At 67.5% G+C, this 20,572-nt stretch carries 18 protein-coding genes and 3 pseudogenes; 8 read left to right on the plus strand and 13 right to left on the minus strand.

Going from position 1 to position 20,572, the window contains the following annotated elements; all coding sequences use genetic code 11:
- Window positions 1-157 precede the first annotated feature (157 nt).
- Genes KHC23_RS05560 through KHC23_RS05575 form a run of 4 tightly spaced genes read left to right on the plus strand, consistent with a single transcriptional unit; the run spans window position 158 to window position 3,583 of the window.
- Window positions 158-811 carry an ABC transporter permease gene (locus tag KHC23_RS05560; protein WP_213370324.1) on the plus strand — a complete coding sequence of 218 codons (654 nt, stop codon included), beginning with the start codon at window positions 158-160 and terminating at the stop codon, window positions 809-811.
- A 13-nt stretch (window positions 812-824) separates the two neighbouring features.
- A complete protein-coding gene (locus KHC23_RS05565) occupies window positions 825-1,931 on the plus strand; it encodes an ABC transporter ATP-binding protein (protein WP_213370325.1) in 1,107 nt (368 codons plus the stop codon).
- On the plus strand, window positions 1,931-2,680 hold the full coding sequence (locus KHC23_RS05570) for an ABC transporter permease (RefSeq protein ID WP_213370327.1): 750 nt from the start codon (window positions 1,931-1,933) through the stop codon (window positions 2,678-2,680). Before KHC23_RS05565 ends, KHC23_RS05570 begins: the two co-directional genes overlap by 1 nt.
- A 21-nt stretch (window positions 2,681-2,701) precedes the next feature.
- A complete protein-coding gene (locus KHC23_RS05575; RefSeq protein ID WP_213370329.1) occupies window positions 2,702-3,583 on the plus strand; it encodes a glycine betaine ABC transporter substrate-binding protein in 882 nt (293 codons plus the stop codon).
- A 113-nt stretch (window positions 3,584-3,696) separates the two neighbouring features.
- Here the strand turns inward: KHC23_RS05575 and KHC23_RS05580 are convergent, their stop codons facing one another.
- From KHC23_RS05580 to KHC23_RS05620, 9 genes are all read right to left on the minus strand, one after another.
- Window positions 3,697-4,488 carry a nitrilase-related carbon-nitrogen hydrolase gene (locus KHC23_RS05580; protein ID WP_213370331.1) on the minus strand — a complete coding sequence of 264 codons (792 nt, stop codon included), beginning with the start codon at window positions 4,486-4,488 and terminating at the stop codon, window positions 3,697-3,699.
- An 87-nt stretch (window positions 4,489-4,575) separates the two neighbouring features.
- A complete protein-coding gene (locus KHC23_RS05585) occupies window positions 4,576-5,487 on the minus strand; it encodes an ABC transporter substrate-binding protein (RefSeq protein ID WP_213370333.1) in 912 nt (303 codons plus the stop codon).
- A complete protein-coding gene (locus KHC23_RS05590) occupies window positions 5,484-7,544 on the minus strand; it encodes a CocE/NonD family hydrolase (RefSeq protein ID WP_213370335.1) in 2,061 nt (686 codons plus the stop codon). Before KHC23_RS05590 ends, KHC23_RS05585 begins: the two co-directional genes overlap by 4 nt.
- Window positions 7,545-7,555: 11 nt before the next feature.
- The gene (locus KHC23_RS05595; RefSeq protein ID WP_213370337.1) at window positions 7,556-8,488 is read right to left on the minus strand and encodes an ABC transporter ATP-binding protein; all 933 of its coding nucleotides are present in this window, start codon (window positions 8,486-8,488) and stop codon (window positions 7,556-7,558) included.
- A gap of 11 nt (window positions 8,489-8,499) precedes the next feature.
- Complete coding sequence (locus tag KHC23_RS05600) at window positions 8,500-9,129, minus strand: ABC transporter permease (protein WP_213370339.1); 630 nt, start codon at window positions 9,127-9,129, stop codon at window positions 8,500-8,502.
- Window positions 9,126-9,767 carry an ABC transporter permease gene (locus KHC23_RS05605; protein WP_213370340.1) on the minus strand — a complete coding sequence of 214 codons (642 nt, stop codon included), beginning with the start codon at window positions 9,765-9,767 and terminating at the stop codon, window positions 9,126-9,128. The genes KHC23_RS05600 and KHC23_RS05605 overlap by 4 nt, the downstream gene beginning before the upstream one ends.
- Window positions 9,764-11,755 (minus strand): CocE/NonD family hydrolase, encoded by a 1,992-nt coding sequence (locus KHC23_RS05610; RefSeq protein ID WP_213370342.1) that lies wholly within the window; start codon window positions 11,753-11,755, stop codon window positions 9,764-9,766. Before KHC23_RS05610 ends, KHC23_RS05605 begins: the two co-directional genes overlap by 4 nt.
- A 260-nt stretch (window positions 11,756-12,015) precedes the next feature.
- On the minus strand, window positions 12,016-12,366 hold the full coding sequence (locus KHC23_RS05615) for an alpha-D-ribose 1-methylphosphonate 5-phosphate C-P-lyase PhnJ (RefSeq protein WP_271188751.1): 351 nt from the start codon (window positions 12,364-12,366) through the stop codon (window positions 12,016-12,018).
- Between the two features lie 179 nt (window positions 12,367-12,545).
- Window positions 12,546-13,421 (minus strand): LysR family transcriptional regulator, encoded by an 876-nt coding sequence (locus tag KHC23_RS05620; RefSeq protein ID WP_213370344.1) that lies wholly within the window; start codon window positions 13,419-13,421, stop codon window positions 12,546-12,548.
- Between the two features lie 101 nt (window positions 13,422-13,522).
- Between KHC23_RS05620 and KHC23_RS05625 the strand changes: the two genes are divergently transcribed.
- The 4 genes from KHC23_RS05625 to KHC23_RS05640 are packed head-to-tail and all read left to right on the plus strand — an operon-like array spanning window position 13,523 to window position 18,919.
- The gene (locus KHC23_RS05625; RefSeq protein WP_213370346.1) at window positions 13,523-14,482 is read left to right on the plus strand and encodes an extracellular solute-binding protein; all 960 of its coding nucleotides are present in this window, start codon (window positions 13,523-13,525) and stop codon (window positions 14,480-14,482) included.
- A 44-nt stretch (window positions 14,483-14,526) separates the two neighbouring features.
- Complete coding sequence (locus KHC23_RS05630; protein WP_246544259.1) at window positions 14,527-15,576, plus strand: ABC transporter ATP-binding protein; 1,050 nt, start codon at window positions 14,527-14,529, stop codon at window positions 15,574-15,576.
- Window positions 15,573-17,684 carry an ABC transporter permease gene (locus tag KHC23_RS05635; RefSeq protein WP_213370350.1) on the plus strand — a complete coding sequence of 704 codons (2,112 nt, stop codon included), beginning with the start codon at window positions 15,573-15,575 and terminating at the stop codon, window positions 17,682-17,684. Before KHC23_RS05630 ends, KHC23_RS05635 begins: the two co-directional genes overlap by 4 nt.
- Complete coding sequence (locus tag KHC23_RS05640; protein ID WP_213370352.1) at window positions 17,681-18,919, plus strand: aminotransferase class III-fold pyridoxal phosphate-dependent enzyme; 1,239 nt, start codon at window positions 17,681-17,683, stop codon at window positions 18,917-18,919. The genes KHC23_RS05635 and KHC23_RS05640 overlap by 4 nt, the downstream gene beginning before the upstream one ends.
- Window positions 18,920-18,933: 14 nt before the next feature.
- Here KHC23_RS05640 and KHC23_RS05645 read toward each other — a convergent pair whose 3' ends face one another.
- The 4 genes and pseudogenes from KHC23_RS05645 to KHC23_RS05660 form a co-directional block, all read right to left on the minus strand.
- Window positions 18,934-19,146 carry a hypothetical protein gene (locus KHC23_RS05645; RefSeq protein ID WP_246544261.1) on the minus strand — a complete coding sequence of 71 codons (213 nt, stop codon included), beginning with the start codon at window positions 19,144-19,146 and terminating at the stop codon, window positions 18,934-18,936.
- Window positions 19,147-19,507: 361 nt separating this feature from the next.
- Window positions 19,508-19,870 (minus strand): annotated as a pseudogene (locus KHC23_RS05650) (type II toxin-antitoxin system VapC family toxin).
- Window positions 19,871-19,888: 18 nt separating this feature from the next.
- Window positions 19,889-20,332: pseudogene (locus tag KHC23_RS05655) on the minus strand (transposase family protein); the annotation flags it as partial.
- A gap of 58 nt (window positions 20,333-20,390) precedes the next feature.
- A pseudogene (locus KHC23_RS05660) lies at window positions 20,391-20,572 on the minus strand (proline iminopeptidase); the annotation flags it as partial.

The following is a 20,572-nucleotide window of genomic DNA, read 5'->3' on the forward strand; positions in this document are numbered from 1 at the left end:
GGCGGATTTTACCGGGGGAATCCGGGCGATGTCGGATTCCTATTCCCCGATGTCGAAAACGCTACGAAAGCCGCCCCTTGCCCGTGCATCAGTAGAGGTGTTCCAGCAAGGCATCCACCGGATGCGGGGTCGGGCGCTCATTTGGAAAGCAACGCCGTTGGAAACGTTGAACTTTGCCATCGCCAACTGGTCGCAGATCGTGGCGCGCGGCTGGGAGCACATCTCGCTTGTCGGCGTGGCGGTCAGCGTCGCGGTGCTCACGGGCGTGCCGATCGGCATCCTCATCACCCAGAGCCGCGTCGCGGCCGACCGTGTGCTCTATGTTGCCGCGATCATCATGACGATCCCGTCCATCGCCTTCTTCGGCCTGCTCATCCCGGTGCTGTCGCCGATCGGCCAGGGCATCGGCTATCTGCCGGCGGTGATCGCCCTTGTCTTCTACGCGCAACTGCCGATCATCCGGAATACCTATACCGCCATAATGAACATCGACCCGGCGCTGCGCGAGGCCGCGCGCGGCATGGGGATGACCGCGTTCCAGCGCCTGCGCGAGGTGGAACTGCCGGTCGCGCTGCCGGTCATCGTCAATGGCGTGCGCAACGCGGTGGTGCTCAACATCGCCATCGCCACCATCGCGACCTATATCGGCGCCGGCGGGCTCGGCGTGTTCATCTCGCGCGGCATTTCGCAGACCGATCCGCGCCAGCTCATCACCGGCGCGATCGCGGTCAGCGTGCTCGCCATCCTCGCCGATCTCGGCCTTCTCCTGCTGCAGCGGCGCCTCACGCCCGTTGGGCTGCGGCAATCCTGACAGCGGAGGCGACATGATCCGGCTCAAGAATCTCACCAAGATATTCGGTGCCACCACCGCCGTCGACAATGTCAGCATGGAGGTCGGCGCCGGCGAGGTCTGTGTGCTGCTCGGTCCATCGGGCTGCGGCAAGACGACGACGATGAAGATGGTCAATCGCCTGATCGAACCGTCCGGCGGGCGCATCTTCATCGACGGCAAGGATGTGACCGAGGTCGACGCAGTGCAACTGCGCCGCTCCATCGGTTATGTCATCCAGCAGATCGGCCTGTTTCCCAACAAGACGGTCGAGGACAATATCTGCGTGGTGCCCGACATGCTCGGCCATGACCGCAAGGCTTCGCGCAAACGCGCCGCTGAACTGCTGGAAATGGTCAATCTCGAGCCCGCCGCCTACGCCCGGCGCTACCCGAAGGAACTTTCCGGCGGCCAGCAGCAGCGCATCGGCGTCATCCGCGCGCTGGCGGCCGATCCACCGGTGCTGCTCATGGACGAGCCCTTCGGCGCCATCGACCCGATCAACCGCGAGGTGATCCAGGACGAGTTCATGAAGCTGCAGGCGGCGCTGAAGAAGACGGTGATCTTCGTCAGCCACGACATCGACGAGGCGGTGAAGATGGCCTCGCGCATCGCCATCTTCAAAGCCGGCCGGCTGGTGCAGTACGATACGCCCGACAATATTCTGGCACATCCGATCGACAGCTTCGTCGCCGATTTCGTGGGGGCCGACCGCACCCTCAAGCGGCTGCGCCTGATCGCGGTGCGGGACGCCATGGCGGAGAATCCACCGCGCGTGACGGCACAGGATGCGGTGGAAACCGCGATCGCGCTGATGGAGAGCCACGGCCACATCTCGGTGGTGATGGTCGGCCCGCAGGGGCGGGCGCGCGGGTTTGTCCGGCTGGAGGCGCTGCGCGGCAAGAAGGGCGTGGTCGGCGATCATTTCGAGAAGCTTCCGAGCGTGATCGACATCGACGACAATCTGCGCAATGCGGTGTCGCGCATGTTCACCAACGATCAGTCCTGGCTCGCCTGCGTCGACGCTTCCGGCGTCTATCAGGGCTACATCACCCAGCGCGGCATCACCCATCTTCTGGGTGCAACCTATCGGGACAGGTGATGGAGGGCACCCGCACCGCACACCCGATGGCGGCACTGGCGACCTTGTGGCGCCTCGCGCTGCTCGGCCTGGTCTTCGTCCTCGGCGTATGGGCGAACGCCAGCGGCACGCTGAGCGCGATGATGCTCTATCGCGAGGATATCAGCTTCCTCACCCTCCAGCATCTGGAGCTGGTCGCCATCTCGGGCGCGATCGCCATCGTCACCGGCATCCCGATCGGCATTCTCCTTGCCCGACGCAGCCTCGGACTGTTCGGGCCGCTGCTCGCCCAGATCATCAATCTCGGCACCACCATCCCGACGCTGGCCATTCTCGCCTTGGCGATGACGGTGCTCGGGCTCGGGGCACCGCCGGCGATCTTCGGGCTGGCCGTGCTGACGCTGCTGCCCATCGTCCTCAACACTGTCGCCGGTCTGCGCGCCGTGCCGCCGGCGCTGGTGGAGGCGGCGCGGGGCATGGGAATGACCAATCGGCAGATCCTTTTCCAGGTCGAGCTTCCCAATGCGCTGTTCGTCATCGCCGCCGGCATCCGCACGGCGCTGGCCATCAATGTCGGCACCGTGCCGCTCGCCTTCCTCATCGGCGGCGGCGGGCTGGGCGAGCTGATCTTCACCGGCATCGACTTGATGGACACCGGCCTCCTGCTGGCGGGCGCGATCCCCACCGCATTGCTCGCCGTCGGCGTCGATCTCGTCGTCGGGCAATTGCAGTTCTGGCTGGTGCCACGCGGTGTCAACCCCTTGCGATAACAACATCCAGAGGAGAACAAGATGCGTTTCCTGAAAGCTGCGGCATTCGCCGCTGTCATCCTTGGCAGTCTCAGTGCGGCCAGTGCCGCCACCCTCGTGGTCGGCGGCAAGAACTACACCGAACAGCAGCTCATGGCGGCCATGACCGCCCAACTGCTCAAGGCCAAGGGCTTCGACGTCGACAAGCGTGCCGGCCTCGGCACCGCGCCGCTGCGCCAGGCGCAGGAGAACGGCCAGATCGACGTGTATTGGGAATATACCGGCACCTCGCTCATCACCTTCAACAAGGTGACCGACAAGCTCGACGCCGCCGCGACCTACGCCAAGGTGAAGGAGCTTGACGCTCCCAAGGGCCTGGTCTGGCTCAACCCGTCCCAGGCCAACAACACATACGCCTTCGCCATGCGCGCAGCCGATGCCAAGGCGAAGGGCATCGCCTCGATCTCGGACCTCGCCGCGAAGATCAATGGCGGCGAGACGCTGAGCTTCGGCTCGAACGCCGAATTCTATGCCCGGCCGGACGGGCTCAAGCCATTGGAAGAGAGCTACGGATTCAGCTTCGGGCGCCCGAACGTCAAGCGCATGGATACCGGCATCGTCTATCAGGCGCTGAAGGACGGGCAGGTCGATGTCGGCCTCGTCTTCGCCACCGACGGGCGCATCCCCGCCTTCGACTTCGTGGTGCTGAAGGACGACAAGGGCTATTTCCCGACCTATGCGATGACGCCGGTGGTCCGCAAGGAGGTGCTGGACGCCAACCCGCAGCTCGCCGACATCCTGAACGGCCTCTCCGCCAAGCTGGACGACCAGACCATGGCCCGGCTCAACGCCTCGATCGACGTCGACAAGAAGTCCGTCGAGGAGGTGGCGGCCGGCTTTCTTAAGGAACAGGGCCTGATCTGAGCGGGAAGGACGACGTCGTCCCGGACGGCCGCAGGGCCGATCCGGGATCGTCTGCGGGAAATGCTGGGCGATCGCGGCTCTTCGCGGCGCTTCGGCCGGGATGACAGGGTGCCTCAGCCTAGCCGGTACAGATCCGGCCGGCGGTCGGCGAGATAGTCATGGCCGGCGCGCCATTCCTCCACGGTGGAGCGCTTCACCTCCGCCGCGATCAGCGCCGGGCCCTCCGAGGTCGCGGCCGCCAGCACCGACCCGTCCGGCGCGGTGATGCGGCTCATGCCGATGAAGTTGAACGCCGCGTCCCGCCCCACGGCATTGGCATAGACGACGTGGCAGCCATTCTCGTAGCCGCGCGCCGGCACGAGCATCTCCGGCACCACGCTGTAGGGTCGGCTGGTCGCGCTGATGACGACGAGCGTATCGGCGCCGCGCAGAACCAGATCGCGGGCCGCCTCGGCGAATTCGAGATCGTAGCAAATCAGCAGGCCGAGCTTCAGGCCGCCCCACGCCATCACCGGCGAGGGCATGCCGGGAGTGAACAGGCCGCGCTCGTACGAACCCCAGAGGTTCACCTTGCGGTAATTGCCGCGGATGTCGCCGTCCGGGCCGATGGCGAGGGCGGCATTGTACAGCACGCCGTCCGCCGCTTCGGCATGGCCGAGGACGAACCCTTTCGCCGCGCGCCGGGCCAGGTCACGCACCTGGGCGATGACGGGCGAATCCTGTGCCACGGCGAGGCGGTGCACGCGTGCCGCCTCGCCATAACCGCACAAGGCGAGTTCCGGCAGCACGATGAGATCGGCTTCCGGCGCCCCGGCGACCGCGTGCTCCAGCAGGGCGAGCGCCTCGTCATGGCTCTCCGGCGGCGTCCCGTTCTGGGCGATGGCGATGCGCAGGCTGTCGGACATGGGGTGTTCCCTTGATGGCGAATGCCGGGGTCCTGCCGCCCCGGCCCGGTGGTTTGTAGGGCTCAGGCTCCCGCCGGGAGCCTCACCTCACTTCGGGATGAAGCCCTTGTCCTTCAGGTAGATCTCGGCGACCTTCTCAATGTCGAGGCCGTCAATATCGGCCTGTCCGTTCAGCTTGATCTGGGTCTCGGTGTCGAGCGAGTTGGTCACCGCCTCGATGGCCGGGCCAATCTCCGGGTGCCTGGCGAGCACGTCGTCGCGCACGGTGATGGCGGCGTTGTAGGCAGGGAAGAACAGCTTGTCGTCGTCCAGCACGGCAAGGCCCACTTTGCCGATGCGAGCATCGGTGGCGAAGGCGACGATGACATCGACCGAGCCGCTGTCGACCGCCGTGTACATCAGGCCGATCTCCATCGGCTTGATCGAGCCGAACTTGTAGCCGTAGTGCTTGCTCATGCCGGGATAGCCGTCGAGCGGGCGGGCGGCGAACTCCACCGAGGAGCCGAGCGTCCAATTGGGCGCCTGCGAGGCAAGGTCCGAGATAGTCTTGATGTTCAGTTCCTTGGCCTTGTCCGCCTTCAGTGCCAGCGCATAGGTGTTGTTGAAGCTGGTCGGGGCGAGCCAGGTGATCTTGTACTGGTCCTTGTAGGCATCGTGGACGACCTCATAGGCCTTCTTCGGGTCTGTGATGGGGTCCTTCTTCAGCACGTTGGCCAGCGCGTCGCCGGTGTAGTCCGGCAGCACGTCGATGGCGCCGGAGAGGATCGCCTGCTGGGCGATGCCGGTGCCGCCGAGATTGGGGAAGCGCTCCACCGGCAGGCCGAGCTTCTTCTCGATGACCAGCGCGGCCATGATGCCGAGCATGGCCTGCTCGGTGATGTTGGGCCAGCCGATCTTGATCGGGGTCTCGGCCTGGGCACGGGGAGTGGCGACGGCGGCGAGCGCCAGCGTCGCCGCAGCGGCGGCGCAGACGGCGCGACGGGTGAAGAGCCGGTTCATGCGTTCAGTTCCTCTGGATGAGCGACGCTGTTGTCCGCGTCGTGGTTGCTGGTGCCTTCCCTCGGGATCGTGACGTCCCAGGTTCTTGTCCTGGCGAGAGCGTCCCCTTCGAATAGGTCGAGCCTCGCGGTGATGTGGAAACTGTCGGCATCGCCGGTCATGCGGGCGAGGCTCTCGGTGCGGATCGACCAGTCGCCGCGCACCATGGTCATGATCCAGCCGGTCTCGATGCAGGCCGAGAGCGGATCGCCGGCCACGACCTCATAGGTCTCGTCATTGATCCGGCCGATCACCATGCCGCTCGCCTTGATGCGCTCCTCGCCATAGTCGAGCTGGACGTGCATGCGCCGGGTGCCGGAGACAAGTTCGCTGGAATGCTCCCGGCGGAAGCTCCCGGCGCGCAGCGTCTCGCGCGGATCGGGCGTGGGCAGTACCGGCGCGTCCATGTCCGGCAGGATGCGCGAGTGCGCTCCCGGCTGCCAGACCGGGAGTTCAAGCCGGCTCGTCCCGGTGAAGACGCTCAGCATTGCGGCCTCGGGTGAGGGCCACGCCGTCGGCCAGTAGGAGGTGGAGACGGCAACGCGCAGGCGATGACCGGCCTTGAAGCGATGTCCTATGTCGTTCAGCGCGATCGCGACCGTATAGGGGCGCCCCGGTTCCAGCGTAACGAAGCGGTCGTGTCCCTCGACATGGTTGAGGTTGAGCAGCCCGTAGCTCACCCGCGCCGACGATCCATCGGGAGCGATGTCGTTCAGTCGTACCGCGACCATGGCGCGCGGCCGATCCACTGCCAGCTCAAGCCGCAAAACCGGCTGGCCGATGACCGAGAGGTCTTCTTCCAGCGGCGGCGTGTCGAAGCAGAGCGAGCGGGCGTCATCCTCGCGCTGGTCGGTCGGCTGGTCGGCGGCAACGCCATAGGCGCACCACTCGCCGGCACCGAAGCCACTGTCGAGCGGGCTCAGATGGCGGAGTTCCACAGGCTGTGGTGGTGACGGTTCAAGTTTGGCGGTGCCGAGGAACAACGCCTGCTCGCTCACATCCGGCGAGGGCCAGCTGTCGAAGCCAACCCAGCTTCCGGGGCGCTCGACATGGGCGGGATCGGCCGGCAGTTCGTGCTGCAGCCAGACGCGCAGCAGCGGTTCACTCTCCACCGCGGTGTCGCGACCCTTCAGCCAGCGGTCCCACCAGCGCAGGCACTCGCCGAGGAAGTCGATCTGCGGGCCGGGCACGGCGAGATGGGGATAGTCATGCCCCCACGGGCCGATCAACCCCCGGCGCATGCCGGGAAGCCCGGCGACGAGGCGCGGCACGGCGTTGGTGTAGGAATCCGCCCAGCCGCCGACCGCCAGCACCGGCACCTCGATGCGGGAATAATCCTCGCGGACCGAACCGTGCCGCCAATAGGCGTCGCGCAAGGGGTGGCGGGTCCATTCGGCAATGAACAGCGCGGCACGGTCGACCCGCTCCAGCCACATATCGCGCCAGCGCTCCCCTACCACGTCGGGGTCCTGCGGGCGGGAGAGGTCGGCGAAGAAGGTCTGCGACCAGGTGAGATTGGCGCTCAGCGGGCAGCCGCCCATGTAGTGGACGTCATCGGCATAGCGGTCATCGGTCGAGCCCACCGTGATGATGGCCTTTAACTGCGGCGGGCGCAGCGCGGCGACCTGCAGCGCGTTGAAGCCGCCCCAGGAGATACCCATCATGCCGATGCGGCCGTCGCACCAGGGCTGGGCCGCGATCCATTCCAGCGCCGCGAGGGCGTCGGCCTGTTCCTGCGGCGTGTATTCGTCCGCCAGCAGTCCCTCGGAATCGCCGGAGCCGCGAATGTCGATACGCAGTGCGGCATAGCCATGGGCGGCGAAGAAGGGGTGGACCTGGGCGTCCCGCGCGGCCATCCCGTCGGACTTGCGGTAGGGAATGTATTCGACGACCGCCGGCACCGGCCCTGCGAGGCCCGCCGGCCGCCACAGCCGCGCGGCGAGGCGCACACCGTCGGGCATGGGAATCCAGATGTTGCGCTGGCACTCCACCTCGTGCGGGGCTGCGGAATGGTGCATCGTCGCGCCCCTCAGCCCGTGCTGACGCGCAGGAGATCGCGGATGTGCAGGCTGCCGCCGCCCTCCACCGCAAGCGCGTCGCTGCCGGTGTCGAGCATGCGCAGGAAGGCGCCCTCCAGCGTCGCCGCGCGATTGATGGAAGGCGTGTCGGCCGGGGCGGCGTCCGCGCTCATGACAGAGGCGACGGAGAGCGTGCTGAGCAGCTTCACCAGCCGGTCGTGACCGATCAGCTCCGCGACGAAAGCGTCCTTCGGGTGACGCAATATATCGACCGGCGCCTCATGCTGCACCAGCCGCCCCGCGCGCAGCACGGCGACCTTGTCGCCGAGGCGGATCGCCTCGTCCATGTCGTGGGTGACGATGATAATGGTCTTGCGCACCTTGCCCTGGATCGCCAGCAACTTGTCCTGCACCCGCACGCGGGTGATCGGGTCGAGTGCGCCGAAGGGCTCGTCCATGAGAAGCACCGGCGGATCGGCGGCGAGCGCACGGGCGACGCCCACGCGCTGCTGCTGGCCGCCGGAGAGGTTGCGCGGGTAGCGGGCACGATGGGTCTGCGGCACCAGGCCGACCAGGGTGAGCAATTCGTCGACGCGCGCGTCGATGCGGGGCTTGTTCCAGCCCAGCAGGCGGGGAACGATGGCGATGTTCTCCGCCACGCTCATATGCGGGAACAGGCCGACATACTGGATGACGTAGCCGATCATCCGCCGCAGTTCTTTCACCGGCATCCGCGAGATCGGCGTGTCGCCAAGCACGATGTCGCCGCTCGACGGCTCGATCAGCCGGTTGACCATCTTCATCGTCGTGGTCTTGCCGCAGCCGGAGGGGCCGACCAGTGCGAGGATGGTACCGGCCTCGACCGTCAGCGACAGGCGATCCACCGCCGGCGGCGTGCCGGGGAAGGCCTTCGTGACATCGCGGAACTCGACCTGGAGCGCCATCGGCGCGCCTCCTATGATACGCGCCGGCTGGCCAGACGCTCCAGCCCGAACAGCAGGTAGTTGACGGTGATGGCCAGCAGCGCGGTAAGGCCGGAGCCGATCAGCAGCGGCGTCGTGTCCATCCGGGAAATGCCCTGCAAAATGAGCGTGCCCAGGCTGTCGACGCCGATATAGGCGGTCAGCGTCAGCACCGAGACCAGCATCACCGCCGAGATGCGCACGCCGGCGATGACGATGGGCAAGATGGCCGGCACCTCGACCCGCAGCAGGATCTGCGCCGGCGACATTCCCATGCCCCGCGCCGCCTCCAGCAGGCGCGGGTCGATCGAGGCGAAGCCGCTCGCCGTGTTGCGCAGGATGGGCAGCACGCCCTTCACGAAGAGCGGGATGAGCGCCCCGGAAATGCCGATGCCGAGAAACGGGATCGCCAGTGCCAGCAGTACGATTTCCGGGCAGGCCTGCAGCACGTTCACGACCGGTACGATCAGCGTGTCGAGGCGCTTGAAGCGATGCACCAGCGTGCCGAGCACGACGCCCAGCACAATGGCGGCGGAAAGCGCTATGGCGAACAGGATGACGTGCTGTTCCAGCAGAAACAGGATGTTGTCGCCGAAGACGTCGATATATTCCGCGAAGCTCATGGCGCCGCCACCTCGCGGGAGCGGGAGAGGTGCTGCTCGGCGAGCTTCAGCAAATAGTCGGCCCCCAGCGCCATCGCCAGCACCGGCACGCTGCCGGCGAGGACGAGATTCCACGACATGATGGAGATGCCGCGGAAGATGAAGTCGCCGAGCCCGCCGGCGGCGATCAGCGAGGCGAGCGTGACCATGCCGATAGCGTTCACCACCGCCACCCGCAGCCCGGCGAAGATCACCGGCAGCGCCAGCGGTAGTTCGACCCGAAAAAGCCGCGTCAGCCGGCCCATGCCGATGCCGACCGCCACCTCGCGCAGATTGGGGTCGATATTGGCGAGGCCGGTATAGGTGTTCTGCACCACCGGCAGCAGCGAATAGAGCACCACCGCGACGATGGCGGGAATGACGCCAATGCCGAGCAGGGGAATCATAAGCCCGAACAGCGCCAGCGTCGGCACGGTGTAGATGACGCTGACCGTGTTCAGCACGAGGGCCGCGGCGAGCCGGTTCATGTGGCTGATGATGCCGAGCGGAAGACCGATGAGAAGCGCGAGACCTACCGCCATCAGCGACAGCCGCAAATGCCACCACGAAACGGCGAGGATGTCCTCCCAGCGGCTGGTCAGGAAGTCGGCGAGGCTCATCGCTCGGCGCTCCCCGAGGCGCCGGCACGCGGCGTCTCGATGGCCCACTCGCGGGCGAAGATGCGCTCGTCCCGGTCGAACGCCTCGTATTCGGCATGGAGGCGCCAGCCGGTCGGCGTCGCGGCCAGCGTGCTGCGGGTCTCGATGCGCACCTGCCACTCGCCGCGGATGAACTCGGCCGTGCGCGCGGCGAAGGAGCGGGCGGCGGACGGGTCGTCGCGCCGGGTCGTGTAGGTCTCGCGCCCGAGCGCGCGCAGCTCCAGCCCGGTCTCCCGGATGCGGATCGCGCCGAGATTGCGCACCACCTCGACCGTCGCCGTGCCGGTCGCCAGTTCGTGCGTGACCTTCAGCCGGCCGCGTGCGGGAGCCTCGATCACCTCGGTCTCGAGCGGTGGCGGCGACCAGGCCGCGCCGAGATCAGGTGGGGGCGGCCCATGGCCGCGCCGCACCGGAACGGTGACGGTCCCGCCCTGCAAGGTGACGGTCGCCACGACCGGCAACGGCATGGCCAGCGGCCAGTACTGGGTGGAGACGGCGAGGCGCAGCCGGTGGCCTGGGGGAACCCGATAGCCCACGACCTTGAGCGGCACCGTGACCTCGACGCTCTCGCCCGGTACCAGCGGCCTGCCGGCGGCGAAGCCGTCGCGATGGGCGAGGTTGAGGAGGCCATAGGTAATGCGCGCACTGGTGCCGTCCGGCGCGACACTGTTGAGGCGAATGGCGAGGATCGCCTCCTCCCGGTCGACCTTGAGGGTCAGCGTCACCTCCGGCCGGCCGAGGATCTCGGCAGCCTCGTCAAGCGGGGCGCTGTCGAAGCAGGCGGAGCCGGCGTCGTCCTCGCGCTGGTCGCCCGGCATGTCGGGACCCCAGCCATAGGGGCACCATTCGCCCGAGGCGAGCCCGACCGTGCCCGGTGATTTTACCGTTGCCGCAAAGGGCGCGGCGGGTGTGGCGGCGAGGCCGTCGGTGCCAAGGTGCAGCGTGCGCGGCGCGACATTGGCGCTTGGCCACGTGGCCTCGGCCACCCAGCGCCCTTGCCGTATCTCATAGTGCGGCTTGGGCGGCTCGTATTCCTGCATCCAGGCGGTGAGCATCGGCTCCGCCATGATGCCGTTATCGACGCCCTTCATCCAATGATCGAACCAGCGGGCGACCAGCCCGATAAAATCGAAGGCCGGCCCGGGCGTCGCCACATGCGAATAGGCGTGGGCGCCGGGGCCGATGACGCCTTTGCGCGGACCGGGCAGGTGCGACAGCAGCCTGTGCACCGCGTTGGTGTAGCCATCCGCCCACCCGCCAACCGCCAGCACCGGCACCTCGATGTCGGCGTAGTTCTCGCAGACCGAGCCGCTGCGCCAATAGGCATCGCGATCGGCATGGCGCATCCAGCGCGCCGCCGGCGGTTCGCTGATCGCCTCCATGCGGGCGCGCCACATCTCGCGCCAGCGCGGGCCGACGATCTCCGGGTCCGGCGGCGTCGCCAGCCAGGTGAACAGGGTGGAGCCGTATTGCAGATTGTCGTTCAGCAGCGCGCCGCCCATGTAGTGCATGTCGTCGGCGAAGCGGTCGTCCGTACCGCAGGTGGTGACGACCGCCTTCAGCGCCGGTGGCCGGGTCGCGGCGATCTGCAGCGCGTTGAAGGCGCTCCAGGAGAGCCCGATAAGGCCGACCGAACCCGAGCACCAGGGTTGCGCCGCGATCCAGGCGATCACCTCATTGGCGTCGGCCCATTCCTGCGGGGTGTATTCGTCATCCATCGTGCCGTCGGAATCGCCGGAGCCGCGCATGTCGACGCGGATGGCGGCATAGCCGGCGGCGGCGAGCCCTGGATGCAGGATCGCGTCATCGCCGCGATGACGGTCGCGCCGGCGGTAGGGCAGATATTCGAGAATGGCCGGGACAGGTCCCGCCGCCTTCGGCAGCCACAGCCGCGCCGCCAGCCGGCAGCCATCTTCCAGCGCGATCCAGAGGGTCTCTTCGGCGGGCATGGCGTCCCATTCGTGTATCGGGCGGCGTCCGCCCACTGATACACGCCGTCCCACCCGCCGATGCCACGTATCCGACCTCCCGCGTCAGATTGACGACAGCAGACCAGCTTCTCCGCACGCCGCCTGTGCAGATTTGGCTTCGCACAATTTTGGGGCATAAGGCCCGGCCCCGCCAGAAGGGACGGCTCGGCTGCGGGTCCGGGTGCCGGCAGAAGGAGGGACGCGCGGGAACGGCCCCGACACGGGTTGGTGGCGCACGCTCATATCTCCGCGGCGCCGGCACGGCGCTTGGCGCAATGGTCGGTATCGGAGCAGAGGAACATCCGCCCGCCCTTGTCGTCGGTCAGCACCTCGTCGAGATCGGAATCGGTGGAGCGGCAGCGTGCACAGCAGCCCTTCCACAGGCGCGGCGTGAACGGATGGCCGTCGAAATCGAGGCTGCGCGCCGACGTATAGGGCATCGCCGCATAGATGCGTTTCTCGCGCCCGGCGCCGAAGAGCTGGATCGCCGGATTGTCCGCCATCTTCGGATTGTCGAATGTCGGGATCGGCGTCGGCGACATCAGGTGCCGTCCATTGGTGATCATCGGATAGGCCGAGGTGGTGGTCACCCATATAGCGCGACATCGGCGACGCCCTACTCGGCATAAGCGTGCGTCGCCTCGCCTGCATCCCTCGTCGTGGCGATATCGGCCACGTGCTCGAAGCCTCGACACCATCGTCTGCGCGGTGATCCCGGCGGCCATGCCGGCCTTCATCCGCGCTCTGTCTGCCGCCGTCTATCTGTCCATCAGGCGACGATACCGAACCCGGACGCCGCCACGGCGGCGAAGGCCGCCACGGCGCCGAGCTGGCGGGTTTCGCGGCGAGTGACGAGATATTCGTCGGCCCGCGCCGGCGCACCCTCGATCGCGACCGCATGCAGGCGCGGGTCGCAGCCGAGCTCGCGGTTGAGCACGATGCCGAGGCCGATCCTTGCCGCGACCGCTTCCTTCACCGCTTCGCGGCTGCCGAGCACCAGGTGCGGCGCGAGCGCGATGCCGTGCCGGGAAAGCGCGGCCTCGAACAGATGCCGCGTCATCGAGCCCGCCTCGCGCAGCACGAAGCGCTGATCCGCGAGTTCCCGCACCGCGACCTTGTCGCGACCCCACCAGGGGTGGGTCTCGTACACCAGCACCAGCACCTCCTGGGAGAGCAGCCGGTCGCAGGCGAAATCCGGGTGTGGCGTTTCCAGCGTGGCGATGGCGATATCCACCCGCTGCTGCGCCACCAGGTCGAGCAGCACGCTGGAGTTCGCCAGCCGCACATCGAGGCGGATGCCCGGATGCAGCGCGGTGAACCGCTCCAGGATCGGCATCGCCACATAGGGCGCGCACAGGCCGAGGGCGAGATAGCCGGCATTGAGCGTGCGGCCCTCATCCATGCGCGCGCCGATGTCGTCGAGCATCAGCATCACCTGCCGCACCCGGGGCAGCAGGTCGCGCCCGTCCGGCGTCAATTCGATGCCCGCCCCGGTGCGCAGGAACAGCCGGGCGCCGACCGCCTCCTCCAGCGCCTTCACATGCTGGGTGATGGCCGGCTGGCTCACCCCCAGCGCCTGCGCCGCCTCCGAGAAGGTGCGGTGGGTGGCGATGGCCTGGAAGGCACGGAGCTGGGCGAAGTTCATGGCGATGCGTCTCGGGTCATAAGTACGGCTTCATTCAGGCGTCACACACTTTAACGACACTTATATCACGATCCCGCTCTTTCCTGACGCCGGAGAACTCCATGCTCATCGATTCGCTGAAGGCCCTCGGGCTTGCCGCCGCCCTCGCCACGCTTGGGGCGGTGCCGTCCATCGCCGGGGAGGTCCTGCTCTACAACGCCTCCGACAGCGTCAACACGGCGCTGGTCGCCGCCTTCAAGAAGGCGCATCCGGACATCGAGGTGAAGTTCGTCTCCGGCTCGACCGGCCCGATCACCGAGCGCGCCATCGCCGAGAAGGGCAAGCCGCAGGCGGATGTGGTCTATCTCGTTAACAATGTCGCGCTCGACCAGCTCAAGCAGGCCGGCGTGTTCGAGCCCTATGCGCCGAAGGACAGCAAGATCGCCTCGGACTTCCGCGACCCCGACGACTTCTATAACAAGTACTTCGCCACCACGATGTGCATGGTGGTGAACAAGGACCGGCTGGCGCAGAAGAAGCTGCCCATGCCGACCACCTGGGAAGACCTGATCAAGCCGGTCTACGCCAAGGAGATCGCGCTGCCCTCGCCGCTGAAGTCCGGCACGGGCGGGGCGATCCTCACCACCTTCGTCGACGCTTTCGGATGGCCTTTCGTCGAGAACCTCAACGAGAACGTCTACCAGTATTCCGACGGCGGCTCGGGCGGCGCGGCGCTTGCCGGTGCCGGTGAGGTCGCCATCGGTCTCACCTTCGACACCACCTGCTTCGAGACGAAGTCCTCCGGCAAGCCGGTCGAAATCGTCTATGGCCGCATCACCCCGAACGTCTCGGAAGGCGGCGGCCTTGTCGCCGGCGGGCCGAACCCGGTGGAGGGCAAGATCTTCCTCGACTTCATGGCGAGCGAAGAAGCCGCGCAGGTTCTCGGCAAGGTGGTCGGCGCCACCGCGGTTCCCGGCCACGGCCTGGTCGACCTCTCGCAGATCACGCTGTGGCAGATGCGCCGCCCTGTTGATATCGCGGCCTTCCGTCGCGACTTCGCCAGCCGCATCCTGAAGCAGTGAACGACGCCTCCTTCACGCGGTCACAGGATCGGCCGGCCCTCGCCATGGGCCGGCCGCATCTTGGCGTGCGCGCGGTGCGCAAGGCCTATGACCGCACAGTGGCGGTCGACGCCGTTTCGTTCGAACTGGCGCGCGGCGAGTTCGTCACGCTGCTCGGCGATTCCGGCTGCGGCAAGACCACCTTGCTGCGCATCGTCGCCGGCTTCGCCCGCCCCGATGCCGGGCAGGTGTTGCGCGGGGGCGAAGACGTCACCGACATGGCCCCGGCGCGGCGCCGCGTGGGCTTCGTGTTCCAGTCCTACGCGCTGTTTCCCACCAAGACCGTGGCGCAGAATATCGGCTTCGCGCTCACCGGCCCGCGCGCCGCCCGCAACCGGCGCATCGAGGAACTGGCGCGGCTGGTGGAAATCGACCCGCTGCTCGCCCGCTACCCGCACGAGCTTTCCGGCGGCCAGCAGCAGCGTGTGGCGCTGGCGCGGGCGCTGGCCTGCGATCCCGAGATACTGCTGCTGGACGAGCCCATGTCGGCGCTCGACGCCCGCATCCGGGTGAAGCTGCGCACCGAATTGAGGGCGCTGGTCGACCGGCTCGGCATCACCACGCTCTATGTCACCCACGACCAGGAGGAGGCGCTGGCGCTGTCCGACCGGGTGGCGGTGATGCGGCGCGGGCGCATCGAGCAGATCGGCAGCCCCGCCGACATCTATCACCGCCCCGCCACGCGCTTCGTCGCCGGGTTCATCGGCATCTCCAACCTGATCGAGGGCCGGGCGGTGGCGGGCGGCCTTAAGGCGGAAGGCGTGGTCTGGCCGATGGCGCTGCCGCCGCGCACGCCGCCGGGCGCGACGCTGACCGCGCTCTACCGGCCCGAGCACATCGCGCTGGCCGCCGATGGTATGGGCATCGCCGGCATCGTCGAGAGCGCGACCTTTCTCGGCGCCAATGTGCGGCTCGGCATCCGCCTCGCCTCGGGGCGCCTGGTCATCGCCGACCGCCCATCCTTCGAGGCCGGCGGGCTGTGGCCGCGCGGCGGCGCAGTAGTGCTGCGGCCGGACCCGTCCCGCGCCGTCATCGTGGCGGACGAGCCGCGATGAGGCTGTCCGTCCGCCATCTGCCGGCGTTGCTGCTCAGCGGCGGCGTCGCCCTGCTGCTGGCGCTGTTCATCGCCTATCCGATCGGCGCCGTGCTGGTGGAGAGCTTCGTCATCTCCGGCCCGACGCCGCTGGCGCGGCTCAAGGCCACCTCGCAGCATGCTCTGGATGCGGTGCCCGCCGGGGAGCGCGAGGTTCTCACCCAGCGCTGGGCGCGGAGCGCCACCGAGGCCGAGACGGTGGAGGCCACCGCCGCCGCCTTCGCGCTGGCGGGGGTGCCGGTGCTTTGGGACCGCAAGGCGGCCTATTCCGACCAGAGGGCGGCGATGCAGGCCGCCCTGCGCGACCTGCCGGCGGCGCGCCGACACGCGGTCGAGGACAATCTCGCCATCGCCCACATCATGCTGCACAAGCGCACCGCGCTGGCCTTCAAGGTCCGGGAGGCGCTGGGGCCCGAGGCGTTCGACGCGCTGCGCAACGGCACCGACGAGCGTTGGGGGCTCGACCATTATCTCAAGGTGTTCGAGGAGCCCTATCTGCGCGGCGCGGCGCTCAACAGCCTGTCATTGGCGGCGCTCTCGGTGCTGTTCACCGTGACGCTGGCCTTCGCGCTCGCCTATGGCCTCAATACCGGCGCGGTGCCGTGGCCCTCCGCCACCCGCGCGGTGCTGCTGATGCCGCTGGTGGCGCCGCCGGTGCTGGTCGCCACCGCCACCATCATGCTGTTCGGCCGCCGCGGGCTGGTGACGCACGCGCTGCTGGACCAGGGGCTGGGCCTGATCGACGCCGACCAGACCAACCTCTATGGCCTGTTCGGAATCGTGCTGGCACAGACGCTGTCCTTCATGCCGGCGGCGCTGATCGTGTTCGATAACGGCCTGCGCAAGCAGGACGGGCGGCTGTTCGAAGCCGCTGCGGGGCTCGGCGCCGGGCCGTTGCGCGGCTTCTTCCAGGTGACGCTGCCGATGGCGTGGCCGGCGATCAAGCGCGCCGTGGTGCTGGTGTTCATCCTGAGCCTGACCGATTTCGGCAACCCGATGGTGCTCGGCCGCGACACGCCGGTGCTGGCCGGCGTGGTCTATGACGAGATCACCGCCTATCGCAACACGCCGCTGGCGGCGGCGCTGTGCATGTGGCTGATCATTCCCTCGCTGTTGCTCTACCTGGCGCTGGAAGCGTTCGGCCGGCGCAAATCCTATACGGCGGCCGCGGGGCCGCGCTCCGAGCTGCCGGTGCCGGCGATGGTGCGGGCCGGGCTGACGCTGACGGCGGGCACCATGGCGGCGCTGGTGTTCGCCGTCTATGGCACCATGGCGCTAGGCGCGGTCACCCGCGTCTGGGGCACCGACTGGAGCCTGACGCTCGGCTATTTCACCGGCGCCGGTGTCGATGTCGGCCTCGCCGGTTCGGGCTACGGCTCCTCCGAGCGCGGGCTGGACCTGGTCTGGGACAGCGTGCGCCTCGCCGGCGTCGCCGCGCCGATAGGCGGACTGTTCGCGGTCGTCATCGCCTACGTGGTGGAGCGCCTGCGCCCGCCCGGCGCCAACCTCATCATGTTCCTGGCGCTGGTGCCGGCGATCCTGCCCGGCATCATCTTCGGCATCGGCTATATCGTCGCCTTCAACGTGCCGTTCGGCTTCCCCGAACTCTCCCTGACCGGCACCTCGGCGATCCTGGTCATCAATATCCTGTTCTCCAACCTGTTCGTCGGCGTGCTCGCTGCCCGCGCGGCGCTGCAGCGGCTCGATCGCTCGGTGGACGAGGCGGCGGAGAGCCTCGGCGCCGGGATGCTGTCGCGGTTCTTCCGGGTGACGCTGCCGATGCTGCGCCCGGCGTTGCTGCTGGGCATGCTCTATGTCTTCATCGACGGGCTGACCACGTTGTCCTCGGTGATCTTCCTCGTCTCCGGCAATCACAAGCTGGCCTCGGTGGCGATCTTCAACCACGCCACCTCGGGCGATTATGGCTACGCCGCCGCCAAGAGCCTCGCTCTGCTGGGCTTCGCGCTCATTGCCATGGGGCTGGTCTGGCTGGTGGAGAACCGCAAGCTCGATATTCGTCGCACGAGGCCGCGCGCGCCCGCGGCCGATCTCTCCACGGTGGCGCCATGACAGCTCCCGACGACCTCGTCGCCCGCGATGCCGCGGCGTTCTTCCACCAGCATGGGTCCAGCCCCTGCGTCAGTGCCTTGCGGGCGGCGCACGGGCTGTGGCTGGAGGATATGAACGGCCGGCGCTTCATCGATCTTCACGGCAACACCGTGCACCATATAGGCCACGCCCACCCGGAGATTGTCGCCGCGCTGAAGCAGCAGCTCGATGATCTCGCCTTCGCGCCGCGCCGCTACACCAACGCGCCCGCCGTCGCGCTGGCACAGGCACTGCTGACCCGCTGGCCGGGGCCGCCGGCACGGGTGCTTTTCGCCACCGGCGGCTCGGACGCCATCGAGATCGCGCTCAAGCTCGCCCGCGTCGCCACCGGCCGCTTCGAGACGGTCTCGCTGGAGGGCTCCTATCACGGCCATGGCTTCGGCGCCTTCGGCCTGTCCTCGGCCACGTCGGACCCGCGCCTCGGCGCCTTCCTGCCGGGGCGCCATCACGTCACGCCCTATTGGGTCGGCGAGGACGGTCCGGCGCGGATGCTGGAGGCGATCGCCGGACATCTCGCCACCGGCCGCATCGCGGCGGTAATCGCCGAGCCGATGCGCTCCAACTGCCATGTGCCCCCAGCCGATCTGTGGCCCCGCGTGCGGGCGCTGTGCGACGCACATGGGACCAAGCTGATCTTCGACGAGATCCCCTCCGGCCTCGGCAAGACCGGCCGCTTTTTCGCCTTCGAGCATTTCGGCGCGATGCCGGACATGGCGGTGCTGGGCAAGGCGCTCGGCGGCGGCATGGTGCCGATCGCGGCGGTGATCGGCGATGCCCGCCTCAATGTCGCGCCGGAGCTGGAGCTCGGGCACTACACCCACGAGAAGAACCCGCTCACTACCCGCGCGGCGCTGACCCTGCTGGAGATCATCGCGCGCGACGATCTGGTCGTCCGCGCCCGCGACGCCGGCGGTCGGCTTGCCGCCGGCGTCGCCGACATCGCGGCCCGCGTACCGGGCGTGAGAGGGACGCGGGGGCTGGGCCTGCTGCTGACGGTCGAGTTCGATGCTACCTGCTTCGGCCAGGCGCCGGGCCCGGCCTTCGCCGAGCATCTGGTCGCGACCTGCTTCGCGCACGGCCTGTCCACCACCGCCAAGGGCGGCGCCGCCATCGGCCTGTCGCTGCCGCTGACCGTGACCGAGGCGGAGATCGTCGAGGTGCTGGGGCGGATCGAGGCGGTCGCCGGGCGGCTCTAGCGCCCGCGGCGGTTCTACCGACCGTCGAGCAGCGCCCGATATTCGGCCGAGAGCGCTTCGATCTGCTCGGGGCTGAAGCGCCATTCGCCGTCCGCGATGCCCTGGCGTATCTCGTTGGCGAGCACCGGCCAGAATTGCTCAACCAGCGCCGGAAGGCGTCCTTCGCTGATGCCCCGCTGGCGCAGATCAATGGCGCAGAGTTCGCGGGCGGTGTCTTCGGTGCGCATCACGCGGGCTCTCCTCGGGCATCCATGCCGCGCCAACGTTTTTGGTACGGCAGAAGCGAAGCGCTATCACGGGATTGCCCGAAGGAATGTAGATCGGTTCGCTAATGATAGTCGTTCATCGGCTCTTTCTAAACCACCGAAATTTCAATGACATAGGTGTTCGTGGTTTCACCTTGGTTGGCGCGCCAGCAAGCTCAAGGGCTTGCTCTGGACTAGGCGAAAGTTCCCTATTTTCGTTGCCGAATTCGTTGTTGTTGGTTTGCGATGGCCGCGCGTGCCCTCGGTCGCTTGCGTTGGCGCGCGGGCCGTGTGCTGCAGTTGGTATGTTCCGAGCGGCGGCAGGCCAAAGAGAGATCCCGGCTCATGCCCGCAACGGTGTCGGCACGCCGACCGATGCACCAGTCTCGGATGCTACCGCTAGGTGCAGCGCATCACCCACGCGCAGCCCGAGAGAGTGTTGATCGGTGAACCTTGCCGCACCTCGGAAATGCCCGCCTGTTATCGTCAGTACGGTGAAGCTCTCCGTGACCAGCTTGTTAAGCATGGCCAACGCGGCTGCGCGCTGCGCAATGTTAATCTGCCTGGTCCGAAGTTTGATCGCCGTGGCCGAGGATATCTCGTTGATGATCCAGTCGCTGATCAAATGCCGCACTGGGTGTTGCTATGCCAGCCAAGCCTGAACGCGCGTCGTCACTGCTTCGTTGGAGAGCGCCGCGACGATCAGAGATGTGTCGAGAGAGGGCTTACCCTCGGCAGTCTGGACCTCGGCGATGTCGATATGGAAATAGCCGATCGGGTAAGACTTGAACCTCTTCTTTGGCTCCTTGTCGCCCTCGATATCCGGCAGTCGGCTGATGCCATGCCGCTGCGGGCATCGATGCAACGATGAACGGCTCAGGTGCGGGATCGTCGGCTGCAGCGCGTACAGGCAATCATCCAGCGGAAGCAGGGTATGCCGCCGGAAGGCGACGATGATCGCCTCTTCCCCGGTCGACAGAACCGTCGATCTTGGCTCTCTGGGGCCAGTCGGCAGGTCGGCGACCGAGCGCCGCTTCTTCCATTTCGCGACGGTCTTCTGATTGATCCCGTAGCGCTTTGCCAGGCCCCTCAGGCTCTCTTGACTATGCTGTATCGCTCGACGGACCGCCGCTGTCGTCGTGGCGCTCCCATGGAGAACCTGGCCCATAGTGCACCCTTCCATTCCTGCGAAAAGACTGCACCATCAAAGCCCGGGATCAAACACCCTAGGCTCTTTGGCGATTCAGGAACGAAAGGAGCGCCTCGAAATACGCTTTCTGGTCGTCCCACATCGCCAGATGGCTGCCAGTCTCGCTCATGAAGAGCCTGGCAGCTGGAATGAGGGCTGCTTCCCGGCGTTCGCTCTCAGGATTCATCTCATCATACCTCGCGCCCATTACCAGGGTCG

Source organism: Ancylobacter dichloromethanicus, assembly GCF_018390645.1.
Classification (GTDB): domain Bacteria; phylum Pseudomonadota; class Alphaproteobacteria; order Rhizobiales; family Xanthobacteraceae; genus Ancylobacter; species Ancylobacter dichloromethanicus.